The 26,240-nt window shown below is 64.4% G+C and carries 22 protein-coding genes and 1 pseudogene; 15 read left to right on the forward strand and 8 right to left on the reverse strand.

Going from position 1 to position 26,240, the window contains the following annotated elements:
- The first annotated feature begins 66 nt into the window (after positions 1–66).
- Genes Q0316_RS07420 through Q0316_RS07435 form a run of 4 tightly spaced genes read left to right on the forward strand, consistent with a single transcriptional unit; the run spans position 67 to position 3,552 of the window.
- Positions 67–1,125 carry an acyl-CoA dehydrogenase family protein gene (locus Q0316_RS07420; RefSeq protein ID WP_298670946.1) on the forward strand — a complete coding sequence of 353 codons (1,059 nt, stop codon included), beginning with the start codon at positions 67–69 and terminating at the stop codon, positions 1,123–1,125.
- Positions 1,116–2,306, forward strand: a complete 1,191-nt coding sequence (locus tag Q0316_RS07425; protein WP_298670948.1) for an acyl-CoA dehydrogenase family protein — start codon at positions 1,116–1,118, stop codon at positions 2,304–2,306. Before Q0316_RS07420 ends, Q0316_RS07425 begins: the two co-directional genes overlap by 10 nt.
- Before the next feature lie 8 nt (positions 2,307–2,314).
- A complete protein-coding gene (locus tag Q0316_RS07430) occupies positions 2,315–3,091 on the forward strand; it encodes an SDR family oxidoreductase (RefSeq protein WP_298670950.1) in 777 nt (258 codons plus the stop codon).
- Positions 3,088–3,552 (forward strand): MaoC family dehydratase, encoded by a 465-nt coding sequence (locus Q0316_RS07435; protein WP_298670952.1) that lies wholly within the window; start codon positions 3,088–3,090, stop codon positions 3,550–3,552. Before Q0316_RS07430 ends, Q0316_RS07435 begins: the two co-directional genes overlap by 4 nt.
- A 43-nt stretch (positions 3,553–3,595) precedes the next feature.
- Here the strand turns inward: Q0316_RS07435 and Q0316_RS07440 are convergent, their stop codons facing one another.
- Positions 3,596–4,474: an amidohydrolase family protein gene (locus Q0316_RS07440; RefSeq protein WP_367179657.1), complete on the reverse strand. Its 879-nt coding sequence runs from the start codon at positions 4,472–4,474 to the stop codon at positions 3,596–3,598.
- A gap of 134 nt (positions 4,475–4,608) precedes the next feature.
- Between Q0316_RS07440 and Q0316_RS07445 the strand changes: the two genes are divergently transcribed.
- Genes Q0316_RS07445 through Q0316_RS07460 form a run of 4 tightly spaced genes read left to right on the forward strand, consistent with a single transcriptional unit; the run spans position 4,609 to position 8,716 of the window.
- Entirely contained in the window at positions 4,609–6,300 is a 1,692-nt protein-coding gene (locus Q0316_RS07445) for a class I adenylate-forming enzyme family protein (RefSeq protein ID WP_298670954.1), read from the forward strand.
- Entirely contained in the window at positions 6,297–7,085 is a 789-nt protein-coding gene (locus Q0316_RS07450) for an SDR family oxidoreductase (protein ID WP_298670955.1), read from the forward strand. Before Q0316_RS07445 ends, Q0316_RS07450 begins: the two co-directional genes overlap by 4 nt.
- Positions 7,082–8,236 carry an NADH:flavin oxidoreductase gene (locus tag Q0316_RS07455; protein ID WP_298670957.1) on the forward strand — a complete coding sequence of 385 codons (1,155 nt, stop codon included), beginning with the start codon at positions 7,082–7,084 and terminating at the stop codon, positions 8,234–8,236. Before Q0316_RS07450 ends, Q0316_RS07455 begins: the two co-directional genes overlap by 4 nt.
- 3 nt (positions 8,237–8,239) lie before the next feature.
- Positions 8,240–8,716, forward strand: a complete 477-nt coding sequence (locus Q0316_RS07460; RefSeq protein WP_298670958.1) for a nuclear transport factor 2 family protein — start codon at positions 8,240–8,242, stop codon at positions 8,714–8,716.
- 3 nt (positions 8,717–8,719) lie between these two features.
- On the opposite strand, the pseudogene Q0316_RS07465 reads toward Q0316_RS07460, so the two are convergent.
- Both Q0316_RS07465 and Q0316_RS07470 read right to left on the reverse strand, forming a co-directional pair.
- Positions 8,720–9,508 (reverse strand): annotated as a pseudogene (locus Q0316_RS07465) (SDR family NAD(P)-dependent oxidoreductase).
- On the reverse strand, positions 9,505–10,824 hold the full coding sequence (locus Q0316_RS07470; protein WP_298670960.1) for an MFS transporter: 1,320 nt from the start codon (positions 10,822–10,824) through the stop codon (positions 9,505–9,507). The pseudogene Q0316_RS07465 and the gene Q0316_RS07470 overlap by 4 nt, the downstream one beginning before the upstream one ends.
- A gap of 119 nt (positions 10,825–10,943) precedes the next feature.
- Here Q0316_RS07470 and Q0316_RS07475 point away from each other — a divergent pair, with 119 nt between their 5' ends.
- The 7 genes from Q0316_RS07475 (at position 10,944) to Q0316_RS07505 (ending at position 20,658) form a co-directional block, all read left to right on the forward strand.
- Positions 10,944–12,776: an acyclic terpene utilization AtuA family protein gene (locus Q0316_RS07475; protein WP_298670962.1), complete on the forward strand. Its 1,833-nt coding sequence runs from the start codon at positions 10,944–10,946 to the stop codon at positions 12,774–12,776.
- On the forward strand, positions 12,769–13,596 hold the full coding sequence (locus Q0316_RS07480; RefSeq protein WP_298670964.1) for a Coq4 family protein: 828 nt from the start codon (positions 12,769–12,771) through the stop codon (positions 13,594–13,596). Before Q0316_RS07475 ends, Q0316_RS07480 begins: the two co-directional genes overlap by 8 nt.
- A gap of 1 nt (position 13,597) precedes the next feature.
- The gene (locus Q0316_RS07485) at positions 13,598–14,542 is read left to right on the forward strand and encodes an alpha/beta hydrolase (protein WP_298670966.1); all 945 of its coding nucleotides are present in this window, start codon (positions 13,598–13,600) and stop codon (positions 14,540–14,542) included.
- A 116-nt stretch (positions 14,543–14,658) separates the two neighbouring features.
- Positions 14,659–16,794, forward strand: a complete 2,136-nt coding sequence (locus Q0316_RS07490; RefSeq protein WP_298670968.1) for a TonB-dependent receptor — start codon at positions 14,659–14,661, stop codon at positions 16,792–16,794.
- A 23-nt stretch (positions 16,795–16,817) separates the two neighbouring features.
- Positions 16,818–18,656 carry an acyclic terpene utilization AtuA family protein gene (locus tag Q0316_RS07495; RefSeq protein WP_298671021.1) on the forward strand — a complete coding sequence of 613 codons (1,839 nt, stop codon included), beginning with the start codon at positions 16,818–16,820 and terminating at the stop codon, positions 18,654–18,656.
- Positions 18,653–20,206: an AMP-binding protein gene (locus Q0316_RS07500; protein ID WP_298670970.1), complete on the forward strand. Its 1,554-nt coding sequence runs from the start codon at positions 18,653–18,655 to the stop codon at positions 20,204–20,206. Before Q0316_RS07495 ends, Q0316_RS07500 begins: the two co-directional genes overlap by 4 nt.
- Positions 20,203–20,658, forward strand: a complete 456-nt coding sequence (locus tag Q0316_RS07505; protein ID WP_298670971.1) for a nuclear transport factor 2 family protein — start codon at positions 20,203–20,205, stop codon at positions 20,656–20,658. The genes Q0316_RS07500 and Q0316_RS07505 overlap by 4 nt, the downstream gene beginning before the upstream one ends.
- Here the strand turns inward: Q0316_RS07505 and Q0316_RS07510 are convergent, their stop codons facing one another.
- From Q0316_RS07510 to Q0316_RS07530, 5 genes are read right to left on the reverse strand one after another with little or no spacing between them, the layout of a single operon-like run.
- The gene (locus Q0316_RS07510; RefSeq protein WP_298670973.1) at positions 20,659–22,224 is read right to left on the reverse strand and encodes a FadD3 family acyl-CoA ligase; all 1,566 of its coding nucleotides are present in this window, start codon (positions 22,222–22,224) and stop codon (positions 20,659–20,661) included. It lies immediately after the preceding gene.
- A complete protein-coding gene (locus tag Q0316_RS07515) occupies positions 22,221–23,423 on the reverse strand; it encodes an acetyl-CoA C-acyltransferase (RefSeq protein ID WP_298670975.1) in 1,203 nt (400 codons plus the stop codon). Before Q0316_RS07515 ends, Q0316_RS07510 begins: the two co-directional genes overlap by 4 nt.
- A gap of 18 nt (positions 23,424–23,441) precedes the next feature.
- Positions 23,442–24,509: a nitronate monooxygenase gene (locus Q0316_RS07520; RefSeq protein WP_298670976.1), complete on the reverse strand. Its 1,068-nt coding sequence runs from the start codon at positions 24,507–24,509 to the stop codon at positions 23,442–23,444.
- Positions 24,506–25,402, reverse strand: a complete 897-nt coding sequence (locus Q0316_RS07525) for an enoyl-CoA hydratase (protein ID WP_298670978.1) — start codon at positions 25,400–25,402, stop codon at positions 24,506–24,508. The genes Q0316_RS07520 and Q0316_RS07525 overlap by 4 nt, the downstream gene beginning before the upstream one ends.
- Complete coding sequence (locus Q0316_RS07530) at positions 25,399–26,220, reverse strand: TIM barrel protein (RefSeq protein ID WP_298670980.1); 822 nt, start codon at positions 26,218–26,220, stop codon at positions 25,399–25,401. Before Q0316_RS07530 ends, Q0316_RS07525 begins: the two co-directional genes overlap by 4 nt.
- Positions 26,221–26,240: the final 20 nt, after the last annotated feature.

Consider the following 26,240-nt stretch of genomic DNA (forward strand, 5'->3'; position numbering starts at 1 on the left):
GCGCCGCGGTGACCGAACTACTCGCGGCCCGCATCGCGCCACGCAAAGTGTGGGGAAGCTGAGGGGGTGCGCTTCGCCTTTTCGGACGATCAACTCGCGATCCGTGATGCGGTGACGGCATTCCTCGCCGACACCGTCACCAGCGAACGCACGCGCGCCGCCATGGCGGACGGCTCCGGCTTCGACCGGTTGCTGTGGGGAGCGATGGCCAGCGAACTGGGATTGACCGGGATCGCTATACCGGAAGACCATGGCGGCTCGGCGCTCGGCGCGGTGGAGACAGCGATCGTCAGCGAGGCGCTCGGCGCGCATGTCGCCGCCGTTCCGTGGCTTGCCAGCGCCGTTCTTGCCACCCGCGCAATTCTCCTTGGTGGAAACGATGCGCTGCGCGCCGCATGGCTGCCACGCCTCGCCGACGGCAGCGCGATCGTCACCTTCGCCGACGGCGATTTCATGCATGATGGCCGGTACCTGAGCGGCCATGCCGCCTTCGTTCCGCATGGCACGATCGCGGACGCCATCATTGTCCCGGTCGGCGGAGCCGTATTCCTCGTTCCCACCGACGCACCGGAGGTCAGCCTCGCGGCACGGACATCGTTGGACCAGACCCGTCCGCTCGCTGCACTGACCCTGACAGGAGCGGAGGCGGTTCCCCTTCCCGCGCTCGACTGGCGCGCGATCGAACCGATCGGCTGGACAGCCCTCGCAGCCGACGCGCTGGGCGGCGCCCAAGCGACGCTCGACCGCACCGTCGCCTATGTCCGCGAACGCACGCAATTCGGCCGCACGATCGGCAGCTTCCAGGTAATCAAACACCGGCTCGCCGACATGCTCATAGCGATCGAGCAGGCGCGCTCGGCCGTCTATTGGGCAGCCGGTGAGATCGACGCGGACAGCGCCGACGCGCGTTTCGCCGCTCACGCCGCCAAGAGCTTTGCCTGCGACACCTATACCGAATGCGCTGGCCACGCGATCCAGCTCCACGGCGGAATCGGCTTCACCTGGGAGCATGACGTGCATCTGTTTTTCAAACGCGCGCGCGCCGACATGTCGCTGTTGGGCGCTCCCGCGTGGCATCGCGAGCAGATCGCGCGGGCCATGTCGCTGGACGTCGCATGCGCCTGATCTACACTGACAGCGAAATCGCCTTCCGGGCTGAGGCGGCCGACTGGCTTCGCGATCAGATGTCCGGTGAGTTTGCCGATCTGCGTGGGTTGAATAACCGCAGTTCCGCGCCCGAGCGCCGGTTGGAATGGGAGCAACGACTGGGCGAAGCGCGCTGGAGCGTGATCGGCTGGCCCGATGAATTCGGCGGCCGCGATGCCGCCATGGCCGAACGGGTGATCTTCGCCGAGGAATATGCCGCCGCCGGTGGCCCTCCGCGCCTCAACCACATTGGCGTCGAACTGCTCGGGCCGACCGTCCTCGCTTATGGTACGGCTGCACAAAAGCATCGCTTTCTGCCGCCGATCGCCGCCGGCTCCGCCATATGGTGCCAGGGTTATTCGGAGCCAGGCGCGGGTTCCGATCTGGGGGCGGTGCGCACCCGGTCGCGCCTCGATGACGACGAATGGATCATTGACGGCCAGAAGGTGTGGACCAGCCTCGCCCAATTCTGCGACTGGGCGTTCGTCCTCACGCGCTCGGAACCGGGCAGCGTCGGCCCGAAGGGACTGACCTTCCTGCTCGTTCCGCTCGATCAGCCGGGCATCGAACGCCGCCCGATCCGCCAGATCACCGGCGATTGCGAGTTCAACGAACTATTTTTCGACGGCGCGCGCACCGCCGCCGACAATATTCTCGGCGCGCCGGGCGACGGCTGGCACGTGGCGATGGCGCTGCTCGGGTTCGAGCGCGGGGTATCGACGCTCGGGCAGCAGATGGCGTTCCGCAACGAACTCGAGGCGGTGGTCGACGCCGCGCGCGCCAATGGCGCGGCGCGCGATCCGCTGATCCGGCAGCGGCTGGCGCAGGCCGAGATCGGTCTCAGGCTGATGCGCGTCGGCGCGCTCCGGATGCTGACGCAGGAAAATGGCGCGGGCACCGGTGCGGCAGTCACCTACAAGATCCAGTGGGCGAACTGGCGACGCTCGCTCGGCGAACTTGCGATGGACGTACTGGGCCAGGCCGGCGAAGTCGCGCCCGCGCTGCCGCACAGTGATTATACCATGCCGCTGCTGACCGAACTGTTCCTCGGGTCCCGCGCGGACACGATCTACGGGGGCTCGAACCAGATCCAGCGCAACCTGATCGCCGAGCGCGCGCTCGGCCTGCCCCGCGAGCCGCGCGGCAACCTGAGAGGCTGAACGACACGATGACCGCCCCCGCCTATCCCACGCCTGCCGGCATGTTGACCGGCCGGACTATGCTGATTACCGCCGCCGCCGGCAGTGGCATCGGCGGCGCCACCGCCCGCCGCGCCGCCGAGGAGGGCGCGCGGCTGTTTCTCTCCGACACGCACGAACGCCGCCTGAACGAAACCGCCGACGCGATCGCCGACGCCGGCCACGACCGCCCGTTCGTGATGGTATGCGACGTGACCAACAAGGCGCAGGTTCAGGCGACCGTCACGACCGCTGTCGAGCAGCTCGGCCATATCGACGTGCTCGTCAACAATGCCGGGCTGGGCGGTGCTGCACCAATCGTTGAGATGACTGACCAGCAATGGTCCAGCGTGCTCGACGTCAGCCTGACCAGCGTGTTCCGCATGACCCGCTCGATGCTGCCACACATGTATGCGCGGCAGCGCGGCGCTATCGTCAACAACGCCTCCGTACTCGGCTGGCGCGCGCAGAAACTTCAGGCGCATTACGCCGCCGCCAAGGCCGGGGTGATGGCCTTCACCCGCTGCGCGGCAATGGAAGCGGCGGAGCATGGGGTGCGCATCAACGCCGTCGCGCCGAGCCTCGCGATGCATGCCGCGCTGGGCAAGGTTACCCCGTCCGGTTTGCTGGAGGAACTCACCGCGCGCGAGGCGATGGGGCGGTTCGCCGAGCCCTGGGAAGTCGCCAACGTGATCCTGTTCCTCGCTTCCGATCTATCGTCCTACATGACCGGCGAGATCGTGTCGGTATCGAGCCAGCGAGCATGAGCACGCGCGTCTATCAGCATCCGCGCGACCTGATCGGGCAGGAAGGCACCACGCTCGGCCCGACCACATGGCTGACGGTGACGCAGGAGATGATCGACCTGTTCGCGCGCGCGACCGGCGACCATCAGTGGATCCACGTCGATATCGAGCGCGCCAAGGCCGGCCCGTTCGGGGGTACGATCGCACACGGCTATCTGACGATAAGCCTCGTCAATCATTTCCTGCCCGAGATGATCGACGTTCAGGGCATCGCGATGGGGGTGAATGTCGGCGCGGAGAAGCTTCGCTTCCTCGCTCCCGTCCCCGCCGGCCGCTGTCTGCGGGGGCGTGGCGAGATCATCGCGGCGGAAGAGGTCAAGGGCGCAGTTCAAGCCACGATCCGCGTGACGGTTGAACTGGACGGCTCCGAGCGTCCGGCATGTGTGATCGACACGATCAGCCGTTATTTCCCCGCGGATTAGGGCAGAACGAAGGGCGGCCGACCCGGCCCTTCGCCGCGCGGGATCAAAGAGGAATCTTCAGCACCTTCGCCGCATTCTCGCGCAGGAATTTCGGCCACACCTCGTCCTTAAACGGCACATCTTTCAGTTCACTGAAGATCCGATCAAGAGACAGGCCAGCCGCGAAATATCCAGCATAGATTATTTTGCCCGCTCCCCGCGTGTTCGCATAGTCGACAATCGCCTTTGGGTAGTGACGCGGCGCGAATGCACTGGTTGAATAATAGAGATTTGGATATTTCAGCATCAGCTTGACCGCCATATCTTCCCACGGCTCCGCCCCGTGGCGCATCACCACTGTCAACTCCGGGAAGAACCAGCAAATTTCGTCAAGCAATTCCACCTTCTGCGTCGCGAGCGGGATGCGCGGTCCCGGCACGCCGACGTTGAGGAAGAAGGGCAGTTCCAGTTCACACGCCAGCGCATAGAAGGGATACATCTCCTTCCCGTTGATCGCCACCTGCGGCATCGAACCGGCGGCGAAATAGCTCAGGCCGCTTAAGCGATATTCGGCATGCAGCGCGCGGATACGGCGAATTTCGTCCATCCCCTTGTTCGGGTCCACCGCCGCCTGAAAGACAAAGCGATCCGAGTGATCGCGGATAATTTCGGGATAGGCGGCGGCGTCTCCCACCGGGATCAGCGCAACGGCAACGTCATGTCGGTCCATCGCCTCCAGCACCCGCGCGACATAGGTACTGGTGTCGTCGCCCAGATCAGGAATGCCCCGGAACATATATTGCGCGGGCATCTTGAAACTGTCGAGGCTTTCGCGATCTCGCTGAAGCCCCCGGAACGCGCCGTATCGCGCGGCATCGTGCTGGCTCCACGGAATGTTCACATGCGTATCTATCACGCGCAGCCCATGCGGCATCGGCATCATTCTATTCCTCTACCCGTTTCACCTCCCTTAACGGGTTGCGCGGTTGAAGCGTGTCACCAAATGGCGGTCGCCTCGAACGACGCGGATTGCTTGTTTGGCGACCGGAACCGCGCGAAGGCGATGGGGGAGGACATATGATTCACCGATGTATAGATCCTGTCGCGCTCGCCCTCACCGCGCCGGGCGCGCCGTTTGAAACGGTCCGCGGCACGAACGGGGAAGTGTTCCGCAACATTCCTCATAATCTGAGCGATCTCTATCGCGCAGCGCAGCGCCATGGCGCGCGGCGAATGCTCCAGACCGAGCAGGTCGCCTACAGCTATGACGACGTCTTCGCGTTCGCCGCGCGCGTGGCTCGTGCGCTGACCGATGAGTTCGGCGTGAAGCGCGGAGATTATGTCGCGATGGCGATGCTGTCCGGTGTCGAGTGGATGGCCTGCTTCATCGCGGTTCATGCGGTCGGCGCGACGGCGGCGATGGTCAACACGCGCTGCGCACCGGACGAGATGATTCACGCCATCGGTCAGGTGGGGGCGAGGCTCGTCATCGCGGATGGCCTCCGCGCAGCGGCGTTGCAAACCGAGCAGGCATCGCAAGGGTGGCGGATGATCGTGTCGGGCGCGCCGGATCGCGTGCGCGGCGAGAAGGACCGCGATCTCGCAGCCATCCTCGCCCAAGCGTCTGAGATATCGTTCGATCCGGTTGATCGCGCTTCGGACAACGCCGCGATCGTCCTGTTCACCTCCGGCACAACAGGCCGCCCCAAAGCCGTGCGCCTCGATGACGCGGCGATGACACATGCCGTCGGCGTCGCGGGGCTTGCCGGCGCGATCCAGGATCAACGCTACCAGATGGAGTTCGGCCGGAAGATTCCTCCTGGGCGCGGCTCCGCCGAATCCGCGACGATCATCGCCGGGCCGGTGTTCCATTTCTCCGGCATCATGCCGTTCCTGCGCGGAGCATTTTTCGGCGCGCCGTTGTTCGTTTTCACGAAGTGGAACGCGGAGGTCGCGCTGGAACTGATGGAGCGCGAGCCGCTGGCCCGGCTCGGCTTCGTGCCAACGATGCTGTCGGACATGCTGGCCTCGCCCCGCGTCGGACCGGACAATCTCGGCACGCTGATGGTGCTCGCCAACGGCGCGGCGGCGCTCGATCTCAAGTTGGTCGAGCGCGTGCGCCAGGTGGTGCCCACGGTGATGGTTTCGAACACCTACGGGCAAACCGAATCCGCCGCGTGGGTCTCGACCATCTGCGGACGGGATTATATCGAGCATCCGGAATCCGCCGGCTATGTCCTCCCCACGGTTGAAGTTCGCATCCGGCGCGACGATGGCGCGGACGCTGCGATCGGCGAACACGGCGAAATCTGCATGCGCGGCACTGGGATGATGCGCGGTTATATCGGTGACGCCACCGCGACGACGAAGACGATCGTCGATGGCTGGCTGCGCACCGGCGACAACGGGTGGATGGATAGCGAGGGCAGGCTCTATCTCGCCGATCGGCGCAAGAACATGATAATTTCTGGTGGCGAGAACGTCTATTGCGCGGAGGTGGAGAGGGTGCTCGGCAGCCATCCGTTGGTGGCAGAGGTAATCGCCTACGGCCGTCCGGACGAACGGCTGGGAGAACGGATCGCGGCCACCGTGGTCCCGCGCGGCGGAGCCCCGATAGATACCGAGGAACTGCGCGGTTACGCGCGCGCGAAACTGGCGGGATACAAGGTTCCGCGCGACATCACGGTTCGCCCGACGCCGCTGCCGCGCACGCCGACGATGAAGATCGACCGCGGGACGTTCCTGCGCGAAATGAGGGAGCAGGCATGACGACGACATTACCCGATCTGAAGGCAATGTTCGATCTGCGCGGTCGGGTAGCGTTGGTCACGGGATCATCGCGCGGGCTGGGTTTCGAAATGGCGCGCGGCTTCGCGGCGGCGGGAGCGCGCGTGATCGTCTCCAGCCGCAAGGCCCATGATTGCGAAGCCGCCGCGGAGGCGATCCGCGCCATCGGCGGCGACGCACGCGCCATCACCGCGCATGTCGGCGACATGGGCGCGGTGGAGGCGCTGGTCGCGGGAATCCAGGCGCAATGCGGGCAACTCGATATATTGGTGAACAATGCGGGCGCCGCTTTGCCCTACGGCGTCGACGAGGCAACGCCGGAACTGTTTGAAAAGAGCTATGCCGTGAACACGCGCGGGCCGCTGTTCCTAGCGCAGAAACTGCGTCCGCTGCTCGCCGCTTCCCCGGCCGCGCAGGCTGGCGGCGCAGCGATCATCAACATTCTCACGGTCGGGGCGTTTTTTGGCACTTCGTCGCAGATCGGCTACAGTTCCTCCAAGGCAGCCCTCTGGCAAATCACGCGCTCGCTAGCCACCGCGTTCGCGACGGATCGCATCCGTGTGAATGCGATCGCGCCCGGCCCGATGGCGACGCGGATGGTCACGTCCGGCGGAGATGCGCTGATGGAAAAGAGCGCTGCTGGCACGTTGCAAAAGCGCGTCGCCGATCCGGCGGAGATCATCGGCCCGGCGCTGATGCTCGCCAGCGACGCAGGCTCGTTCGTCACCGGGGCGCTGCTGGCCGTAGACGGCGGCTGGCTCGCGTGAGCACGTCGATACGGCGCAACGCAGCGGCGTTGTTCACACCGTTCCGGCTACGCAATCTCACGTTGCCAAATCGCGTGGTGATGTCGCCGATGACGCGGCGCTTCAGCCCCGGTCGCGTCCCCAGCAATGATGTCGCCGATTATTATGCGCGGCGCGCGCAGGCCGGCGTAGCCCTGATCGTTACCGAAGGGGTAGCGACCGATCATCAGGCGGCCGTCGACTATCCCGAAACACCGCAATTGCATGGCGAGGCCGCGCTGGCGGGTTGGCGCAACGTGGTGACGAAAGTGCACGCCGCCGGAGGACTGATCGTCCCGCAGCTCTGGCATCAGGGGCCCGTACGCGATCCGCTCGTGAGCGATAATCCCGCGATCGCCGGCGTTCGCCCGTCCGGCATATGGGGTCGGGCGAACGGCACAGTTTCGCTCGATCCGGATTATGTCGCACGGATGCTCGCCGAAACCCGTCCGGCGAGTGACAGTGAGATCGGCGACATCATTCTGTCCTACGCGCGGTCCGCACGCGCCGCCGTCGCCGCCGGGTTCGACGGCGTCGCGATTCACGGCGCGCACGGATATCTGATCGATAGCTTTCTGTGGCACGAAACGAACCGGCGCGACGATCGCTGGGGTGGAGACATGGCGCGCAGAGCGGCCTTCGGCGCTGCCGTCGTCCGCGCGGTGCGCGAGGAGATCGGACCAGATCGGCCGATCCTGTTCCGCTTTTCCCAATTCAAGATGCAGGATTATCTCGCGCGGCTGGCCGACATGCCGGACGAACTGGCTGCCCTGCTCGGCCCACTGGCCGATGCGGGGGTCGATCTGTTCGACGCTAGTCAACGGCATTTCGAACAGCCCGCCTTCCCCGGATCACCGCTGAACCTCGCTGGCTGGGCCAAACGGCTAACCGGTGTGGCGGCCATGACCGTTGGTGGGATCGGCATGCATGCGCCGCGCGATCCGCTGGGTGTCGAGCGGCCGATGGAGGCCGGCGACAATCTCGATCGCGTCGCCAAGCGGCTGGAGGCCGACGAATTCGATCTGGTTGCGGTCGGCCGGGCGCTCCTCAACGATTCGGAATGGATCGCCCGTCTGCGCGATGGCCGCCCGTTCCTCCCCTTCGATCGCACCAATCTGCAAAGGCTTGCCTGAACCATGGACGACCTTCTTGCCCCCCTAGAACGCCGGCTGGCCCTGATCGAGGACGAACTCGCCATCCAGCGTCTGCTGGCCAGCTACGGCCCGCTGGCCGACGCCGGACTGGGCCAACGGGCCGCCGCGCTGTGGACCGATGACGGCGCCTATGATCCCGGTGGCGTCTCCAGAGCCGAGGGGCGGACAGCGTTGGTCGAGATCTATCATGGCGAACGTCATCAAAGCCTGATCCAACGCGGCTCGATGCACATGACCGCGCCCGCGCAGATCAGCCTCCACGGCGATCGGGCGGAGGCGGTCGGCTATTCGGTGCTGGCGTTGAATGCCGGCAATGAATTCAAGCTGCTACGGGCATCTATCAACCACTGGATATTGGCGCGCACGGAACAAGGCTGGCGGATCGTGGAGCGGGTAAATCGCGTGCTGGACGGCTCCGCCGAAGCACAGGCGCTGCTGGAGCACGCGGACCGATCCTAGGTTCTAACCAGGCATCACCGCGCCGCTGTCGCAATTGATTGACTGGCCAGTGATTGTCCGGCTTTCGTCGCTCGCGAGAAACAAGGCGAGCGCGGCTATATCGTCCGGCGTCGATAATGTCTCCAGCGGCAGCCGCTCCAGTTCCGCGGCGCCCACCGCGCCGGCATCCATCCCCCGCTCGGCGGCGAGCCGAGCGATCCAATCGCGATACAATTGTGTGTCAATACGCCCAGGCACGATGCAATTGCAGCGGATGCCGTATTTCCCCACCTCGATCGCGACACTCTTGGTGAAGGTGCGTAGCGCAGCCTTCGCGGTCGCATAGTGGCTCTTGCGCGGCAACCCGGCATAACCGGCGGTCGACGACAGGTTGATGATCGCGCCTCCACGCTACGCGAGCATCGAGCGGTTCAGCACCTCGCGAGTGCATAGCATTGCCGCGGTAAGATCAATCGCGATCGTCGCGTTCCAGTTCTGGAGCGTTTGCTCCCAGATAAAGCGGTCCTCTCCCGGCGCGGCGGCATTGTTGACGAGAATATCAATCCGCCCAAAAACTTCAGCCGTGCGGGCGACAGCGGATACAACGTCTTCCTCACGCGTCAAATCCGCGACGATCGCGATCGCATCCGCGCCGATCGTATGCGCGGCTTGCTCCACTCCCTCCGCGCTCCGCGCCACCAGCGCCACTTTCGCGCCTTCACGCGCGAACCGTAACGCCAGCACTGGGCCGACCCCACGGCTGGCACCGGTGACGATCGCGACGCGGCCCGCCAAGCGGCCGGCTGCGCTCATGCCGTCTTCCGGAGACGCCCGGCCGCGATGAAGCAGACCGCACCGGCCAGATAGAACAGATTGAGCGTGAGCATCGCCGATTTGAGCGAATGCGGGCCACCATAAGTGTCGCTGAGCAGTCCCACGACGAAGGGGCCGCCGCCATAGCCGAACAGATTCGCCATCACCATTTCTACCGCGATCACCGTGCCGCGGATACTGGCCGGCGTGAGATTAAGGAGCGCGCCGTAACTGATGCCGAGAAAGGAATAGCAAAACAGGCTGTAGCCGGAGATCGCGAGGACGGTCAGTGCAATGCTCGGGGCCATCAGCGCGCCGGCGGCGAACAGCATCGTCAGCAACGCGATCGAGCCACACAGGATCAGCATCCTGTTGGGCTCGCCCTTCGCCAGCCGGTCGGCCAACGTGCCGGTGAAGATCAGGCCGATGCCCCCGCAAATCCCGGAGGCGAAGGCGATCACCATGCCCGCCCCCTGAATCGACATCATATGTTCGCGCATCAGGAACGGCACGAACCAGCCCGTCACACCCGTATTCGCGGCGGACAACAACGCCGCGCCGATCATGAGCAATAGCACCCGGGTATCCCGCCCGATGAAGCGAAAGGCATCGGCCAGCCGCTTGTTCCATGGCGCGTCATAGGCGGGCGCCTTCTGATCGAAAGCGCCTCGAACTGGCTCCCGCAGAAATAGCCAGATCAGCAGAGCGAGCGGAACGCCGGGCAGCCCCGCCGCCATGAAAGCCGCACGCCAGCCATAATGGGTGACGATCCACGCGCCGGCGATGAAGCAGAGCAGCGATCCAAGCGGGATACCCGTCTGGTAGATCGCCACCGCCGAGGCGCGCCGATCACGCGGAAAGAGATCAGTGATAATCGAGGTGGCGGTCGGCGAAGCGCCGGATTCCGCTGCCCCGACACCGACGCGGGTCAACAGCAGATGCCCATATGTGAAAGCGATACCGGCCATCGCCGTCATCGCGCTCCACACCGCAACGACGATCGCCAGCATCCGGCTGCGGTTGACGCGATCGGCCACCAACCCGAGCGGAATGGATGTCACCGCATAGATCAGGCCGAACGCGAGGCCGGTCAGCATGCCCAATTGCGCATCGCTCAGCATGAATTCGTGCTTCAGCGGCTCGATCACCAGTGACGCGACACGGCGATCAATCTGATTGAATGTCATCATCGCGGTCAACAGGATCAACGCTTTCCACGCGCCGGGCTTCACCGTCGACGTCCCCTTCAGATCATCGGCACCACTTCCCATCAGCATTCCACTCTCCCGCCCCGCGCTCTGGCGTCGCTTGGTCATCCCAGACTTATGGCCATCGCCCTTGACAGCAACCACCGTACGGGGGTTGCGCCCACCCACCGACGCGGCGAACTGCCATGTTGTCAAGCCATCAGAAAGACGGGCGGAGAGGAGCGGAGATGGAGCGGGTCGTCCGCATCGGTGGGGCAACCGCCGCGATCAACGACAGCGGCATGGGCGTGCTGCAGTTCCTGCGCGACGACGTCCAGCTCGATTACATGGTGTTCGATTTGCTAGCGGAATCCGTGGTGGGCCGCCTCGCCCGCCAGAAACTTGATGACCCGCAGACGGGCTATGTCGGCGCGTTCGTCGACCGACTGGTGGGACCACAGCTGCGCCACATCCGCGAACGCGGCATCCGGTTGATCGCCAACGCTGGCGGCGTTAATCCGCGCGGCTGCGCACAGGCGCTTCAGCGCAAGGCGGACCAACTGGGAGTGCCGGTGCGGATCGCGGTGGTCGATGGCGCAGACATGACCCCGCTGCTCCCCGCGCTCGCTGGCAGTGCGGAGATGTTCGGTCGTGGCACGCTCGCGGACGGGCTGGCCGAAGCTGAACCCGTCCTCGCGCTCACCGCCTATCTGGGCGCGCTGCCGATCGCCGCCGCGCTGGGGCGCGGGGCAGACATTGTCATCACCGGCCGCATCGTCGATAGCGCGACGACGCTGGGCGCGCTGATCCACGAATTCGGCTGGGGCACGGACGATTTCGATCTTCTCGCCGCAGGAACGCTGGTCGGCCACCTGATCGAATGCAGCACCCAGGTGACCGGCGGTACTTTCACCGACTGGCGCGAGGTGCCCGACTGGGCCAACATCGGCTATCCCATCGCGGAATGCCGGCCCGATGGAAGCGCGGTCATCACCAAACCGCCCGGCACCGGCGGCGTGGTGTCGATCGGATCGGTCGCCGAGCAATTGCTTTATGAGGTGGAGGATGTCGCGGCCTATCTCGTGCCCGATGTCGCGTGCGATTTCCGCGCGGTCGGGTTGCGCCAGGAAGCGCCGAACCGTGTTGAAGTAACAGGCGCGCGCGGCCGTTCCCGCCCGACGACATACAAGGCATGCCTGACCTATGAGGCAGGTTGGCGCGGCGTTTATGCAATTCCGATCATCGGCCCCGACGCCGGCGAGCGCGCACGGATGCTGGGCAATGCGCTATTGCAACGCACCGGCGAGATGCTGCGCCAGCGCAACTGGAGCGGCTGGTCACGGACCGCGATCGAAGTGATCGGCGCCGACGCTGCCTATGGCATGAACAATCCGCGATCGCGCGAGGTCGTCGCGCGTTTCGCCGTGGAACATAACCAACGCGAAGCGGTGGACTTGTTCCTTGCCGAGGCAGCCGCATCGCTGATGGTTGTCGCGGGAGCGACGATGCCGCTAACGCAGCAGGTCATCAAGGTGCAGCATCTTCGCAGCGCGCTGGTGGATAAAAAGATGCTGTCCCCCACCGTCTCGATCGACGGAAAGACGGTCGCGGTTGCCGTCCCGGCGGACGGCGGCTTCGATTCCACCGCCATCGCACGCGAGGCCCCGCCCCTGCCGGCGCCCGGCGAAATTCTTGCAGCGAGCGTCCCGCTCGTCGCACTTGCCTGGGTCCGCAGCGGCGACAAGGGGGATCTGTTCAACCTCGCGGTGATCGCGCGCAAGCCGCGCTTCCTGCCCTATCTCACGGCAGCGCTGCCGCCGGAGGCGATCGCGGAACGTTATGCCCATCTGGTTGAAGGCGCGCACCACCCGGTCGAACGCCAATATGCGCCCGGCCTTTCCGCGCTCAATTTCGTCATTCGCGGAACCATGGGCGGCGGCCTCGCCGCGAATATTCGCTTCGATTCTCCCGGCAAGGGGAACGGCCAGCAATTGCTCGATTTTCCGATCGCGGTGCCGGCGGAACTGGCGGCGCTGCTGCATGAAGGCACCGGCCCTCGCGGAGGTCTAGACCATGGATAACCTCGACTATCTGATGCAGCGGGTGAAACCCGTTCAGACGGGGAGCAGTGTGCTCACCAGCACGTCCAAATATCTCAATCACGCAGGCCTGCGCGACTGGATCGCCACCCATTTCCTGCGCCGCAACGGACCCGACCGAGGTAACGAAGGGGATACGGCCGACGGGCTGATCTCCGCGCTGGCGCAGCTTACCGATACCGACGAGATCGAACGCCTGATCGCCAATGAACGTGAACGCAATCCCGTGTTCCGCGCGTGGATCGACGAAGCCTATATCGGCCCGCACAGCGTGGAGTATTTCGCGGAATATCGGCCCGGAACGATCGGCGGCATCTACCATGACTGCCTCGTCAATCGCGGCTTTCAGGTCAATCTGGGACGGGGCACACTCCAACCGCGAACGCCCTATGAGTTCATCCGCTTTCGCATGGGGCAGATCCACGATTTCGAACATCTCGTCACCGGCGGCGGCTTCAACACGTTGGGCGAACTGCTGCCTTATTTCGTGCGCCTGGCGAATGTGCATCGCCACCTGTCGCCGGCGCTGGCGGGGGAGTTGACCAAATTCTACGTGCTGGGCGGCTATCGCTTTCCCGTTCGCGCAGGGCTGCACTATCCGGAGATTTACCTGACCGTGCTGGACATCGTGCAGCGCGGTATCCGCATCGGCCTTGAATCAACACCGATCTTCATGGCGCGGTTCGAGGATGTGTTACACCTCACACCGATCGAGGCGAGGGAGGCGCTCGGCATCCGCCATGCCGAAGATCTGGATACCGATGAAGCCTCACGCATCTTCGACGATCGCGGCGACGCCTGAGATGGAATTGCATCCGATCGCGGTAGCCACGCTGGAGGCGATCGCGGCCTCTGGCCAGACGCCCTATCATCTCTCCACACCACAGGAGGCCCGGGCCGACGTTTCCGCGCGGCTCCGCGCGGTGGCGCCGCGTCCGCATCCGGGAATCGCCCGGATCGAGACGATCGCCGTGCCCGGTGCGGTCGCGCCGATCACCTGCCGCCGCTACACGCCGATCGAGACGACTGCGGACGGCGCCATCGTCTATGCGCATGGCGGCGGCTGGGTGTTCGGCGCGCCGGAACTGTTCGATCCGCTGTGCAGCTGGCTTGCGGTCGCCGCGCAATGCCCGGTGATATCGGTGGATTATCGGCTGGCGCCGGAAACGCGCTTTCCCGGCGCGCTGGAGGATATCGCGGCGGCAGTGAGAGCGTTGGCGAACGGCCCGGCCAGCGTCGTCGTCGCCGGCGACAGCGCTGGGGGCAATCTGGCTGCGGCGGCGGCGCTGATGCTCGCGGACTGCGGCGATGCCACCATCGCGGGCCAGATCCTGCTCTACCCGGTACTCGACCATGATTTCGAGACGACCTCCTATCGTGCGCTCGGTGATGCCGGCCGAATTATCTCCACTGCGGACATGCGGTGGTTCTGGGACCAATATGCCCGATCATCGGCCGACCGGATGAACCCGCTCGCCTCGCCGCTTCGCGCACCGCGCGTCGATCATTTGCCCCCCACCTATGTCGCGGTCGGCGGGTGGGATCCGCTGCACGACGAAGGCGTCTCATTCTGCGAACGTCTCAAGCAGGCCGGTGTACCCGTCAAGCTCGACGACTTTGCCGATATGATGCATGGCTTTTGCAGCCAAGCCGGCTTGCTCGATCGCGCCGACCACGCGCTTGCGCGGGCGGGAGAATGCGCGCGTCGGTGGCTCGGCCGGAAAAAAGGCAGAAGCGCCCCCCGATAACCTCAAATGGGGATCATCGCTGCGTTACAGACCGGGATATTCAACCAAACTGGCGCCAAATATAGTGCCACATACTAATGACAGGCCCGAATGGGCCCTGCAGGGAGGGGAAGAACATGCAATTTTCGGCGCACAGGCGTCTGCTGGCCAGCACGGCTCTCGCGTTCGCGGTGATGATGCCGGGCGCGGCGCATGCCCAGAATGCTCGACCCGCAGAACAGGACGGCACGGTGGCGGACAGCCCCGCCGCAAGCAATGACGGCGAGATCATCGTCACCGCGCAGCGCCGCGAGGAAAAGCTCAAGGACGTGCCGATCAGCGTCACGGCCGTTACCGGCGACCAACTGGCGCAAAGCGGCGTGACCGGCTCCCGCGAACTCGCGTTGCTCGCGCCAGGTGTAAACATCAACACGACAGGTGCCGCCGCTCAGGCAACCGTGCGCGGGGTGGGCAACACCGTGGTGGGCGGCAACTCGGAATCGCCGGTCGCACTGTATATCGACGGCGTTTATGTCGCCGGCCAGTATTTCGCCGTGTTCGATCTGGCGAACATCGATTCGATCCAGGTTCTGAAGGGGCCGCAGGGGACGCTGTTCGGCCGCAACGCGACGGGCGGCGCCATTCTGGTGACCACGTCGCGGCCGCAGAACTATTTCACCGGCAGCCTCACCACCAGCTACGGCAATTTCAACGATTACCGTATTGGCGGCTTCATCAGCGGCCCGATCACGGAATCGCTGAGCTTCGATGTCGCTGCCAATTATCACAAGAACGACGGTTACGCGCGCGACGTGCTGCGCAACACAAAGCTGGCCACCTACGAAGACAAGAGCGTCCGCGCCAAGCTGCTGTTCAAGCCCGACGACGCCACCAGCGTTATGCTGATCGGCGACTATGGCCGCATTCGTGACGAGACAGCGGTCGCGATCCGCCCGATCGCCACTTCGTCCACGCCGGGAGCACTGGTGCCGACGAACCCGCGCGAACTAGCGCTGTCGTTCGACCCCTATGCCATTACCGAAGGCGGCGGCGTCAGCCTCGAGATATCCCACGATTTCGATGCGTTTACCGTCAAATCGCTCTCAGCTTACCGACAGACCAAAAACTACTCGCTGACCGATCAAGATCGCGTCGCCAATCCGATCAGCCGGATCGACACGACAATCCGCGACAATTATTTCACGCAGGAAGTGACGGTTTCCAATTCGAAGCCCGGCCGGTTCCAGTGGATCGCCGGTGCATTCTATTACGGTGACACGGTCGAGAACCCGACCTATTCAAACGTGACCACGCTGCTCAACAATGCGCGCCTTCAGGTCAATGCCTATGCGCTGTTCGGCGAAGGCACCTATGCACTGACCGACGCGCTGAAGCTCACCGCCGGCATTCGCTACAGTACGGAGGAGCGCACGTTCCTGTCCCGCCGCTCGACCGGCGCGGTACAAAGCACCTTCCAGTCGCTCAACGCTGATGCTTGGACGCCACGCCTATCGCTGATCTATGCGATCAACCCTGCATCAAATGTCTATGCGACCTATTCTAAGGGGTTCAAGAGCGGCCTGTTTCCCGCCGCCACCTTCAACGCGCCTGCGGTGAAGCCGGAAACGCTGAACTCTTATGAAGTCGGCTACAAGCTCTCCAGCGGCCCCACCAGCTTCACCCTCGCTGGTTATTATTACGACTACAAAGAGTTGCAGGTCACAACTCGCACGCCAGCGGGCCTGCAGACGCTGCTGAACGCGGCAAGCGCCGAAATCTACGGCGTCGACGCCGACCTCTCAGTGCGGGTCGCCGAGGGGCTGAAGCTCCGTCTGGCCGGTGCCTACACGCATTCGAAATACAAGGATTTCACCAGCGCCCCGTTCTTCACACCGGTCCCCGGCGCGGGCAACACCACCTCCGTCGGCGACGCGACCGGCAATCCGCTGGTTCGCACGCCGAAATGGACCGCAACGGCGGGCGTGCGTTACGAAACGGCGGTCGGATCGGGCAAGGTCGATTTCAGCGCCGACTATTATTACAACTCGGGCTTCTCGTGGACGTTCGACAACCGCTACAGAGAGGCGAGCTATTCGCTCGTCAACGCTCAACTCGGCTGGTCGCCGGACGGGAAAAACTTCCGTCTTTCGGTGTTCGGCAAGAATTTGACCAACGAGCTTTATTCAATGGGCACCTCGGTGACGACATTCGCCACCGCCGCCGCTTATGCCCCGCCGCGCAGCTATGGCGTCGCGGCGAGCTTCAAGTTCTGATGTCCGAAGCTGGGCACCGCACCATGTCGGATCGAATCATCCGGATCGGGAGCGGTGCCGGCTTCGTCAACGATTCCGCGCTCGGAATCGCGCAGCTGCTCTCTGGCGGCGGCGATTTGGACTATGTAATCTTCGAATATCTGGCCGAAGGTATTATGGCCTGGCTGGCGGCCGACGAGGAACGCGAGCCAGGTTCGGGCTTCTCCCCGCACCTGGTCGATATCCATTTAGGACCGCATCTCGCCACGATCCTTGATCGCGGGATCAAGGTCATTACGAACGCCGGCGGCCTCAATCCGCACGGTCAGGCGGCGGCGATCCGCCGCGCGGCGCAGGCCATCGGGCAATACCCGCGCATCGCCGTGGTGACCGGCGACGATCTGCGCCCGCGCATCGACGAGATACGGGCGCTCGATCCGCGCGAATTCTATTCGGGCAAACCACTCCCGGACGACATCACCAGCATCAACGCCTATCTCGGTGCTTTCCCGATTGCGCATGCGCTCGCACGCGGTGCAAATATCGTCGTCACCGGCCGCAATGTGGACAGTGCGCTGACGCTCGGCCCGCTGATCCATGAATTCGGCTGGTCAGCGGAAGATTATGACGCTCTCGCCGGCGGCACCGCCGCCGGCCATCTGCTGGAGTGCGGGGCGCAGGCGACGGGTGGCACGTTCACCGACTGGCGGCAGGTGCCGGATTGGGCCACGCCCGGCTATCCAATCGCCGAGTGCCGCGCCGATGGCGGCTTCGTCCTGACCAAGCCGGCCGGAAGCGGCGGGCTGGTCAGCGTCGGCACGGTCAGCGAGCAACTGATCTACGAGGTGCAGGATGTCGAAGCCTATTTGGTACCCGACGTCGCATGTGACTTTTCGACCGCCATCGTGCGTCAGGTCAGCCCGGACCGCGTAGACGTCAGCGGAATCGGCGGGCGCGCACCGACTGCCAGTTACAAAGTCGCGGCAACCTTCAAAGACGGCTGGCGCGCGACCGCGCTGTTCGCCGTAACCGGGTTCGATGCGGCTGAACGCGCCGCCCACATGGGGGACGCGCTGGTGCGTCGTTGTCGCTTGATGTTACGGGATCGTAATCTGGCTGATTTCGCGGATATCCGCGTCGATGTGCTGGGCAGCGAGGCGAGCCTCGCCGGACGCACGACGCGCCATGACTCCCGCGAGGTGGTGTGCCGCATCGTCGCGCGCCACGCCGATCGCGCCGGCGCGGAGCTTATCGCCGATGAAGGGCGAAGCGTGATGACCACGATGGCACAGGGATCGACCGGGCTTGGACCGGCGACTGTGGCTCCGGTGTTGGCGCTGTACAGCTTTCTGCTCGACAAAGCGAAAGTGCCGATCTCGCTCTCCATCGACAATGGCGCGCCAACACCGGTTCCGATCACCTCCGGTGGAGGATTCGATTCCGCGACGCTCGCGCGGCCACGCTTCCCCGCCGCCGATCCCGATACTTGCGATGATACGTTGCCGCTGATCGCGCTCGCCTGGGCACGAAGCGGCGATAAGGCTGACATGTTCAATATCGGCGTCATCGCACGCGACCCTGTTTATCTGCCCTACCTCTCCGCCGCACTGACCGAGCACCGGATCGCCGACTGGTTCAGCCACACTACATCGAATGGCCAGCCTCCCCGGGTGGAGCGTTATGACGCACCGGGTTTCCACTGCATCAATCTCATCGTGTTCGATGCGCTAGGCGGCGGGCAGACATCCGGCATGCGCTTCGATCCCAACGCCAAAGGGATGGGACAGCAGTTGCTCGCAATCGACATTCCGCTGCCTGCGGCACTCGCGGATCGGGCGCGCCGCGCGATGGGCTCGGCCGGCCATGTCCACCTACTTTCATGAACAGCGGCGTTACAGCCTTCACCGGCCCGGCTGATGTCATTCTGCACGCGCTGTCGCATGATCTCGATCGTCCGGTCGTGCAGTTCGCGGACGGCGGCGCGACGATCAGCGCGCGTGATTTTCGCGCGAACATCGTCGGCTATGCCGCAGCACTCAATGCCTTGAAACTCGATCGAGGCGCCCGTGTCGGGCTGATCGCGCGCAATCGAGTCGAGGTGCTATACGTGCAGGCGGCGATCGCCTTCACCGATCTCTGCCTCGTCGCACTGCACCCGATGGCCGCACTGGACGACCTTACCTATATCGCCAATGACGCCGACCTTGCCGCGCTGATCTTCGATCCGCACGGCTTCTCCCACGTCGCGGAGGCGCTAGGCGAGCAACGGCCGGGCCTGCGCTTGCTCGCATTCGGGCCAGGGCCGGGCGAGAATCTGATCACCCTCGCCGGCTTATATCCCGATGCGCCGCTCGTCGCTCCTCCGGCCGATCCCGATGCGATCATCCGGCTGACTTATTCGGGCGGCACCACCGGCCGCCCCAAAGCGATCATGGGATCGCAGCGTTACACGATGACCATGCTCCAGATCATGTTGATGGAGTGGGATTGGCCCGGCGAATTGCGCCAGCTCGTCTGTTCGCCGCTTAGCCACGCGGGCGGCTCGGCGCTGATGCCAGCTCTGCTGCGGGGCGGGTCGCTGATCGTGCTGCCAGGTTTCGAACCGGGAGCCGTGCTCGCGGCAATCGAGCGATTCCGCGTCACGGCGATCCTGCTCGTCCCGGCGATGATCTATGCGCTGCTCGATCATCCGGCACGCGTCACCAGCGACACTTCCAGCCTGGAGGTGATCTATTACGGCGCATCGTCGATCAGCCCGCCCCGGCTGGAAGAGGCGATCCGCGCATTCGGCCCGGTATTTTTCCAATTCTATGGTCAGGCTGAAGCACCGATGTCGATCGCGCTGTTGCGCCGGGAGGATCACGATCCCGCGATTCCTGGACGGCTGGGCAGCTGCGGGCGCCCGACGCCGTGGAATCAGGTGGCGCTGCTCGACGATGAGGGGCGCGCCGTCGTTGACGGCCAGCCGGGCGAAATCTGCGTGCGCGGGCCGATGGTGATGACTGGCTACCTGAACCGGCCCGACGAAACCGCGGAGGCGTTCGCGCACGGCTGGCTGCACACCGGCGACGTAGCGATCCGCACCGCCGACGGATTTCTGCGCATCGTCGATCGCAAGAAGGACATGATCGTCACCGGGGGATTCAACGTCTATCCGCGTGAGATCGAGGATGTGCTGACGGCCGAACCAGGCGTCGCCGACGCGGCGGTGATCGGCACGCCGCATCCGAAATGGGGCGAGGCGGTGACGGCAGTGGTCGTTCCCCACGCCGGCGCGACAATCGACCCGGAAGCGTTGATCGCGGCTGTTCGCGAACACAAAGGCGCGCTTCATGCGCCAAAGCATCTCCATCTGGTCGATACACTCCCCCGCACCGGGCTGGGCAAGCCCGACAAAAAGGCACTGCGCGCGCATTTCGGGAGTGAAGGATGAACGATTGTGCGAAGCTGCTCGCGATCGAGGAGATAAAGACACTGTTCGCCCGTCGGCTCCGCTACATGGATACCGGCCAGTGGCATCTATACGCGGACCTTCATACCGAGGATGCGATCACCGAAACCTATTCGCGGGGAACCGCGCCGATCGCCGGCGCGCAGGCGATCGCGGCGGCAATCGAACAGTTCATGACCGGTGGGCCGGCCCCGATCACCTCAGTCCACCACGCCCATACACCGGAGATCGAATTCCTCTCGAACGATGAAGCCACCGGCATCTGGCCGATGGAGGATCATCTCTGGTGGAGCCAAGGCAGGCGCGAGGAATGGCTGCACGGCTATGGCCATTATCACGAACACTATCGCCGGGTGAATGACCGATGGCTGATCGCCTGGCGCCGCCTGTCGCGCTTGCGGGTCGATCATTCTCCCGGCTTCTACGATCGTTGATTACCCTCCGGCTTCGCCGCGAAGCACGGCGCGCAGCACCTTGCCCGCCGCGTTGCGCGGGAGCGACGCGACGATCTCGATCGAGCGCGGCACCTTATAGTTCGACATGAAATCGCGCGCCCAGGCACGGATTTCTTCCGGCGAAATCCGTATCCCCGGCCGCAGGACGATGAACGCCTTGCCCACCTCCCCCATCCGTTCATCCGGCATGCCGATCACCGCCGCCATCTCTACCGCCGGATGGCGCGACAGCAGAGCTTCGATTTCCGCCGGATAGCAATTGAAGCCACCCGAAATGAACATGTCCTTCTTGCGATCAGTGATTTTCAGATAACCGTTGTCATCCAGGGCGCCGATATCGCCGGTATGCAGCCAGCCATCGCCATCTACCGCCCTTGCCGTCGCCTCCGGATCGTCGAGATAGCCGCGCATCACGCCGTGGCTCCGCACCAGTATCTCGCCGGTCGCGCCAACCGGGCGATCCCAGCCTTCATCATCGACGATGCGCAATTCTACACCCGGCAAGGGAAAGCCGCATGTCGTGGCCACAACCTCGGGCGCGTCGCCCTGTCGTGTCATCGTGATCACGCCATGTTCGGTCATGCCGTAGCCGTTGACAACATTGCGCATCCCCAGCTCGCCCCTCATCCGCTCGACCAGCACTTCGGGCACCGGTGCGCCGCCAGTAACCGCGACGCGCAGCGAGGAGAAATCGGCAGTTTCCGAGTTCTGCCGGGCAAGCAGCAGTGATTGATAGATCGCCGGCGGCCCGGGGATGAACGTGATCTTGTGCGCCCTGATGAGCCGGGCGGTCTCCGCCTCATCGAACACCGCCTGGGGGACCACCGCCGCGCCGCGCAACAGGCAAGCCACCCATCCCGCCTTATAACCAAAGGTGTGGGAGAACGGATTGACGATCAGGTGGCGATCTCCCTCACGCAGATCCACGCGCACCGCCCAATCCCCGAAGATGCGCGTCACCTGCGCATGAACCGTCATCACGCCCTTGGGCGCACCGGTCGTCCCCGAGGTGAAGATGATATCCGACAACTCGTCGCCGTGACGATCCGTCAGCGCCGCATCGACCGCGCGATCGTCCGCCCCATTGCCAGAAGCGACGAAAGCCTCCCAATCCTCAAACGTCACCGTCTCACGCAGATCCGGCAGCGACTGGCCGTTCAACAGCGCGCGATAGTCCGTGCCCAGGAAATCGCGCATCGTGAATAGCATGATCACGCGGGCGCGACGCAATATCTCCCCGGTTTCCTCGCCCTTGTAGCGAGTGTTGAGCGGAATCAGCACCGCGCCGCATGCTTGTGCCCCAAGCGCCGCGAGAATCCACGCGCCGATGTTGGGCGCCCAGATCGCGACCCGATCCCCTGGCTTAACTCCGCGCGCAAGAAAGGCGGAGGCCGCCGCGCGCGTTTCGCGCCACAATTCGGCGAACGTCTTCGTCACGCCGTTTTCGATCAACGCGGGCGCGACAGGCCAGCGTTCGGCCGCCGCAGCAGCAGCCGCCACGATCGTTTCCGGCCACACGTCTTCTTCGCCTTCGATCGCCATCATGCGACCTCGAACAGGCCGGCCGCCCCCATGCCGCCCGCAACGCACATCGAGACGACGACATAGCGAACGCCGCGCCGCTTCCCCTCGATCAGCGCATGGCCGACAAGGCGACTGCCCGTCATGCCGAACGGATGACCGATAGCGATCCCGCCGCCGTTGACGTTCAGCTTCTCCGGATCGATGCCGAGTGCGCGTTGGCAATAGAGCGCCTGGCTGGCGAACGCCTCATTGATCTCGAACAGGCCGATATCCTCGATCTTCACCCCGCACCGGTCGAGCAGCTTGGGAATCGCGAAGACCGGCCCAATCCCCATCTCGTCCGCGCCGCACCCCGCGACCTGAAAACCACGGTAGATGCCCAGAATCGGCAGCCCTTCCTTCTGCGCGGTCGCCAGATCCATCACCACCTGCGCCGATGCGCCGTCTGACAGCTGGCTGGCGTTGCCGGCGGTGACGTGATTCCCGTCCTTCACCACCAGTCCGTCGCGGAAAACCGGTTTCAGCGCCGCAAGCGCCTCATAGGTGGTGCCGGGCCGGATGCCTTCGTCGCTCGCCAGCATCACGGTTTCCGTGCCGGTCCGGTTGCCCTCCTTGTCGAACAAGGCTTTGTCGACCGTGATCGGCACGATCTCGCCGGCAAACCGCCCGGCCTCCTGTGCCGCTGCGGCGCGCTGCTGACTGAGCGCGGCGAAGCGGTCCTGATCCTCGCGCGAGACGCGATAGCGATCGGCAACGATCTCTGCTGTTTCGATCATCGCCATATAGGCATAAGGATCATGCTGCTTCACGAAGGCGGAACGGTTGCGCCAGGCGGGCGCATGCTTGTTGATGGTGAGCGAGATACTCTCCATCCCGCCCGCCACGGCTACATCGACCTCATCCGCCATGATCGTCCGCGCGGCGAACGCAAGCGCGTTCAGCCCGGACGAGCACTTGCGGTCCATGGTGAAGCCGCCGGTGGTATTCGGCAGTACCGAGCCATGCACCGTCAACCGCCCGAGATTGTAGCTTTGCGTGCTCCAGTGATTCCCGACCCCCAGATAGACATCATCGACCCGTGCGGGATCAATGCCCGCGCGCTCGATTGCGGCATTCACGACGTGCGCCGACAAGACCGGCGCCTCGGTATCGTTGAACGCACCACGATAGGCCTTGGCCACGCCAGTGCGCGCGGTGGAAACAATGGCGGCTTCACGCATCGGTTTTCTGCCTTCCAGTCAGTTCGCCACGCACAGGGCGTCGATCCGCCCTTGCGCCTCGGTAAGGATTTCGTCGATCAATTCCCGGCAACTCGGCAAGGCGTCGAGGCGACCAGCCACGATTCCGGTAGCCATGACCCCGTGGTCAACGTCCCCGTCGACCACCGCCTTCCGGATCAGAGTCGGCATGGTCGCCGCCATCATCGCTTGGCGCAGCGGCATGGCCCCGTGCGCGGTCATCGCGCGCGCGGAGCGCAGCAACTCGCCCCAGGACGCGCCAGTCTGCCGCTTCATCGCCAGCCCTGCCTCCAGTGCACGCAACCACATGCCGATCGTTCCGGAACGCTCGATCCGGTCCATCAGAGCGGTGCGGACCATCCGTTGGGGCACGCCATCGAGTCGGGTGGTGACGTAAATGTCATCGGTTCCCGCGCGCAGATAGACCTGCTTGCTGATCGCCGGGACAGGGCTTTCCCGCGTGAGCAAAAAGCGTGTTCCCATCGCGATCCCCACGGCACCATAGGCAAGCGCGGCGGCCAGCCCGCGTCCGTCGGCAAAGCCGCCTGCCGCGATCACCGGCACCTTCACCGCATCCAACACCTGCGGCAGCAGCACCGTGGTCGGCACTGCGCCGGTATGTCCGCCGCCCTCAGCGCCTTGTACCGTCACCATGTCAACGCCAAGCTCGGCCATCTTCACCGCATGTTTCACCGCCCCTACCGTTGGGATGCAAAGGATGCCGGCGTCCCGGAAGCGGGCAATCATCCCGGCGTTCGGACCACGCCCGAAGCTCACGGCGCGAACCTGATCCCTGTTCGCCAGGATCAGGTCGACAATCCGGTCGGCGCCGGGCTGGAAGCTGTGGAAGTTCACACCGAACGGCTTTGCCGTGCCGTCGCGAACCGTCCTGATCTTTGCTGCCACCTCATCCGGCGTCATCACCGCGCAACCGAGAAAGCCGAACGCCCCCGCCTCCGAACTCGCGATGACGAGGCTCGGCTCCGCCACCCAGCCCATCGCGGTCTGGATCACCGGCGCGCGACAACCGAGCCGTTCCGTAAGGGGCGTGTTCAGCGCACCACTCACGCTTCCCCCACCTGCTTCTTGTTCGCCGCCGCCATCGACTTGGCATCCATCCCGCCAAGATTGTTTGCGTTGACGAGATCGCTCTGTGCATGGGCGAAATGATGCATATGGAACACCGCATCCATCGCGGTGCGCTTGCCGCGCAAATCCTCGACGTGATTGAGCGCCTGTTTGGTCAGCCAGTTGCCGAGCCGGTTGCGGCTCGCCAGTTCATCCGCAATTGCCTTCACGTCGGCGAGTAGCGTTTGTCGGGTCGACAGCCGGTTGACCATACCGAAATTGTATGCCCGCGCCGCGGGCATACGCTCTCCAAGCAGGATGAATTCCTTTGCCACCCGCGGCGGCAATTCAAAGCCGTGCGCGAAATATTCGACCCCCGGAATACCCATGCGCCCGACGGGGTCCTGGAAGAATGCGTCGTCGGTCGCGATGATCAGATCGCATACCCATGCCAACATCAGCCCGCCCGCAATACACGCACCTTGGACCGCCGCGATGGTCGGCTTGGGAATTTCCCGCCACCGCCGGCACATGCCGAGATAAACTTCCTGCTCCCGCGTATAGAGGAATTCCGCGCCGGGCTTATTGACATGATCCGCAAAGAGATGACGCCTCTCCCACGACGCGCCAAGATCGCGCCCCGGCGTTCCGATGTCGTGGCCCGCGGAGAAATGCTTGCCTTCGCCGCGTAGCACGATTGCGCGTATAGCGTCGTCGTCCACCGCCCGGCGGAACGCGTCATCCAGCGCATAGGTCATCTGATTGTTCTGGGCGTTATTGTATTTGGGCCGGTTCATGATGATGTGCGCGACGGCGCCATCCACTTCATAGCGGACCGGCTCATCCGTCTCGTAGACATGATTCTTGGGATAGGGCGCGACAAGATCGCTCATGACATACTCCGGGCTATGGGGGAGGACAGAGGGAGGTCGCATCGAAACAGTCGATCCGCGGCAGCGTAAGCCCGTTTCGCCACAACCACTGGGTGAAGGTCGACAGCATCTGCCGTCGGAGCTTCAATGCTCATCTGCACGTCATCGCCGCACGCCTCGATCAGCGCGAGGCAATCGAGTTCACCATCTCCGGGCAGCAGGCGTTGATGCGACGCTTCGGCGAACAAATCGGCCGGCGCGGCATGCGGTGCGTCGCAAAGCTGCACCAGGGATATAAGATCGCGGTGCGTACGCACTTGCGCGATATCGCTCCCGGAACGCGCGAGATGCAGCAGGTCGACGTTGACCTTCAACCCCTTATCAACGGCTTCGCACAGCCGGATCGCATCGTCCAATGACCTGATCGCAGAAATCGGAAAGAATTCGATCGCGGCCGACAATCCCCGCGCAGCAGCAGCGGCGCAAAGCGACGCGATCGCCTCTCCGCAACGCGCGGTTTCACTGTCATACGCCAGGATATTGATACTTTCCGTCCTGATCTCCGCTGCGGCGTCGAGCGCAGGAAGGAAGTCGTCCGGCCGCGATGCGCCCGTCACCGTGAAGGGATAGGCCACCGCGATCCGGCATCCTGCATCCGCCGCTGCTCGCCGGCAATCACGCCTCGAGACAACATCGGCAGTCAGATCGAAATCGGGCATCCCGGCCACTTCGTGCATGCCGCGCAGAAACAGCCCGACCCCGTCGAATCCGGCCTCGCTGGCCGCCGCGACGAGATCGAGCGGGCGCGCGGACAACACCGTCAGATGATCGAGGATCATACCGCGCCGCATCGTCCCGT

Source organism: uncultured Sphingomonas sp. (genome assembly GCF_937871615.1).
In the GTDB taxonomy this organism is placed as follows: Bacteria; Pseudomonadota; Alphaproteobacteria; order Sphingomonadales; family Sphingomonadaceae; genus Sphingomonas.

What these genes read in the sequence shown, in the direction of transcription:
- Q0316_RS07425 (WP_298670948.1), top strand. Translation starts at nt 1,116, where the DNA reads ATGCGCCTGATCTACACTGACAGCGAAATCGCCTTCCGGGCTGAGGCG.
- Q0316_RS07430 (WP_298670950.1), top strand. Translation starts at nt 2,315, where the DNA reads ATGACCGCCCCCGCCTATCCCACGCCTGCCGGCATGTTGACCGGCCGG.
- Q0316_RS07435 (WP_298670952.1), top strand. Translation starts at nt 3,088, where the DNA reads ATGAGCACGCGCGTCTATCAGCATCCGCGCGACCTGATCGGGCAGGAA.
- Q0316_RS07440 (WP_367179657.1), bottom strand. Translation starts at nt 4,474, where the DNA reads ATGATGCCGATGCCGCATGGGCTGCGCGTGATAGATACGCATGTGAAC.
- Q0316_RS07445 (WP_298670954.1), top strand. Translation starts at nt 4,609, where the DNA reads ATGATTCACCGATGTATAGATCCTGTCGCGCTCGCCCTCACCGCGCCG.
- Q0316_RS07450 (WP_298670955.1), top strand. Translation starts at nt 6,297, where the DNA reads ATGACGACGACATTACCCGATCTGAAGGCAATGTTCGATCTGCGCGGT.
- Q0316_RS07460 (WP_298670958.1), top strand. Translation starts at nt 8,240, where the DNA reads ATGGACGACCTTCTTGCCCCCCTAGAACGCCGGCTGGCCCTGATCGAG.
- Q0316_RS07470 (WP_298670960.1), bottom strand. Translation starts at nt 10,824, where the DNA reads ATGACCAAGCGACGCCAGAGCGCGGGGCGGGAGAGTGGAATGCTGATG.
- Q0316_RS07475 (WP_298670962.1), top strand. Translation starts at nt 10,944, where the DNA reads ATGGAGCGGGTCGTCCGCATCGGTGGGGCAACCGCCGCGATCAACGAC.
- Q0316_RS07480 (WP_298670964.1), top strand. Translation starts at nt 12,769, where the DNA reads ATGGATAACCTCGACTATCTGATGCAGCGGGTGAAACCCGTTCAGACG.
- Q0316_RS07485 (WP_298670966.1), top strand. Translation starts at nt 13,598, where the DNA reads ATGGAATTGCATCCGATCGCGGTAGCCACGCTGGAGGCGATCGCGGCC.
- Q0316_RS07490 (WP_298670968.1), top strand. Translation starts at nt 14,659, where the DNA reads ATGCAATTTTCGGCGCACAGGCGTCTGCTGGCCAGCACGGCTCTCGCG.
- Q0316_RS07495 (WP_298671021.1), top strand. Translation starts at nt 16,818, where the DNA reads ATGTCGGATCGAATCATCCGGATCGGGAGCGGTGCCGGCTTCGTCAAC.
- Q0316_RS07500 (WP_298670970.1), top strand. Translation starts at nt 18,653, where the DNA reads ATGAACAGCGGCGTTACAGCCTTCACCGGCCCGGCTGATGTCATTCTG.
- Q0316_RS07505 (WP_298670971.1), top strand. Translation starts at nt 20,203, where the DNA reads ATGAACGATTGTGCGAAGCTGCTCGCGATCGAGGAGATAAAGACACTG.
- Q0316_RS07510 (WP_298670973.1), bottom strand. Translation starts at nt 22,224, where the DNA reads ATGATGGCGATCGAAGGCGAAGAAGACGTGTGGCCGGAAACGATCGTG.
- Q0316_RS07515 (WP_298670975.1), bottom strand. Translation starts at nt 23,423, where the DNA reads ATGCGTGAAGCCGCCATTGTTTCCACCGCGCGCACTGGCGTGGCCAAG.
- Q0316_RS07525 (WP_298670978.1), bottom strand. Translation starts at nt 25,402, where the DNA reads ATGAGCGATCTTGTCGCGCCCTATCCCAAGAATCATGTCTACGAGACG.
- Q0316_RS07530 (WP_298670980.1), bottom strand. Translation starts at nt 26,220, where the DNA reads ATGATCCTCGATCATCTGACGGTGTTGTCCGCGCGCCCGCTCGATCTC.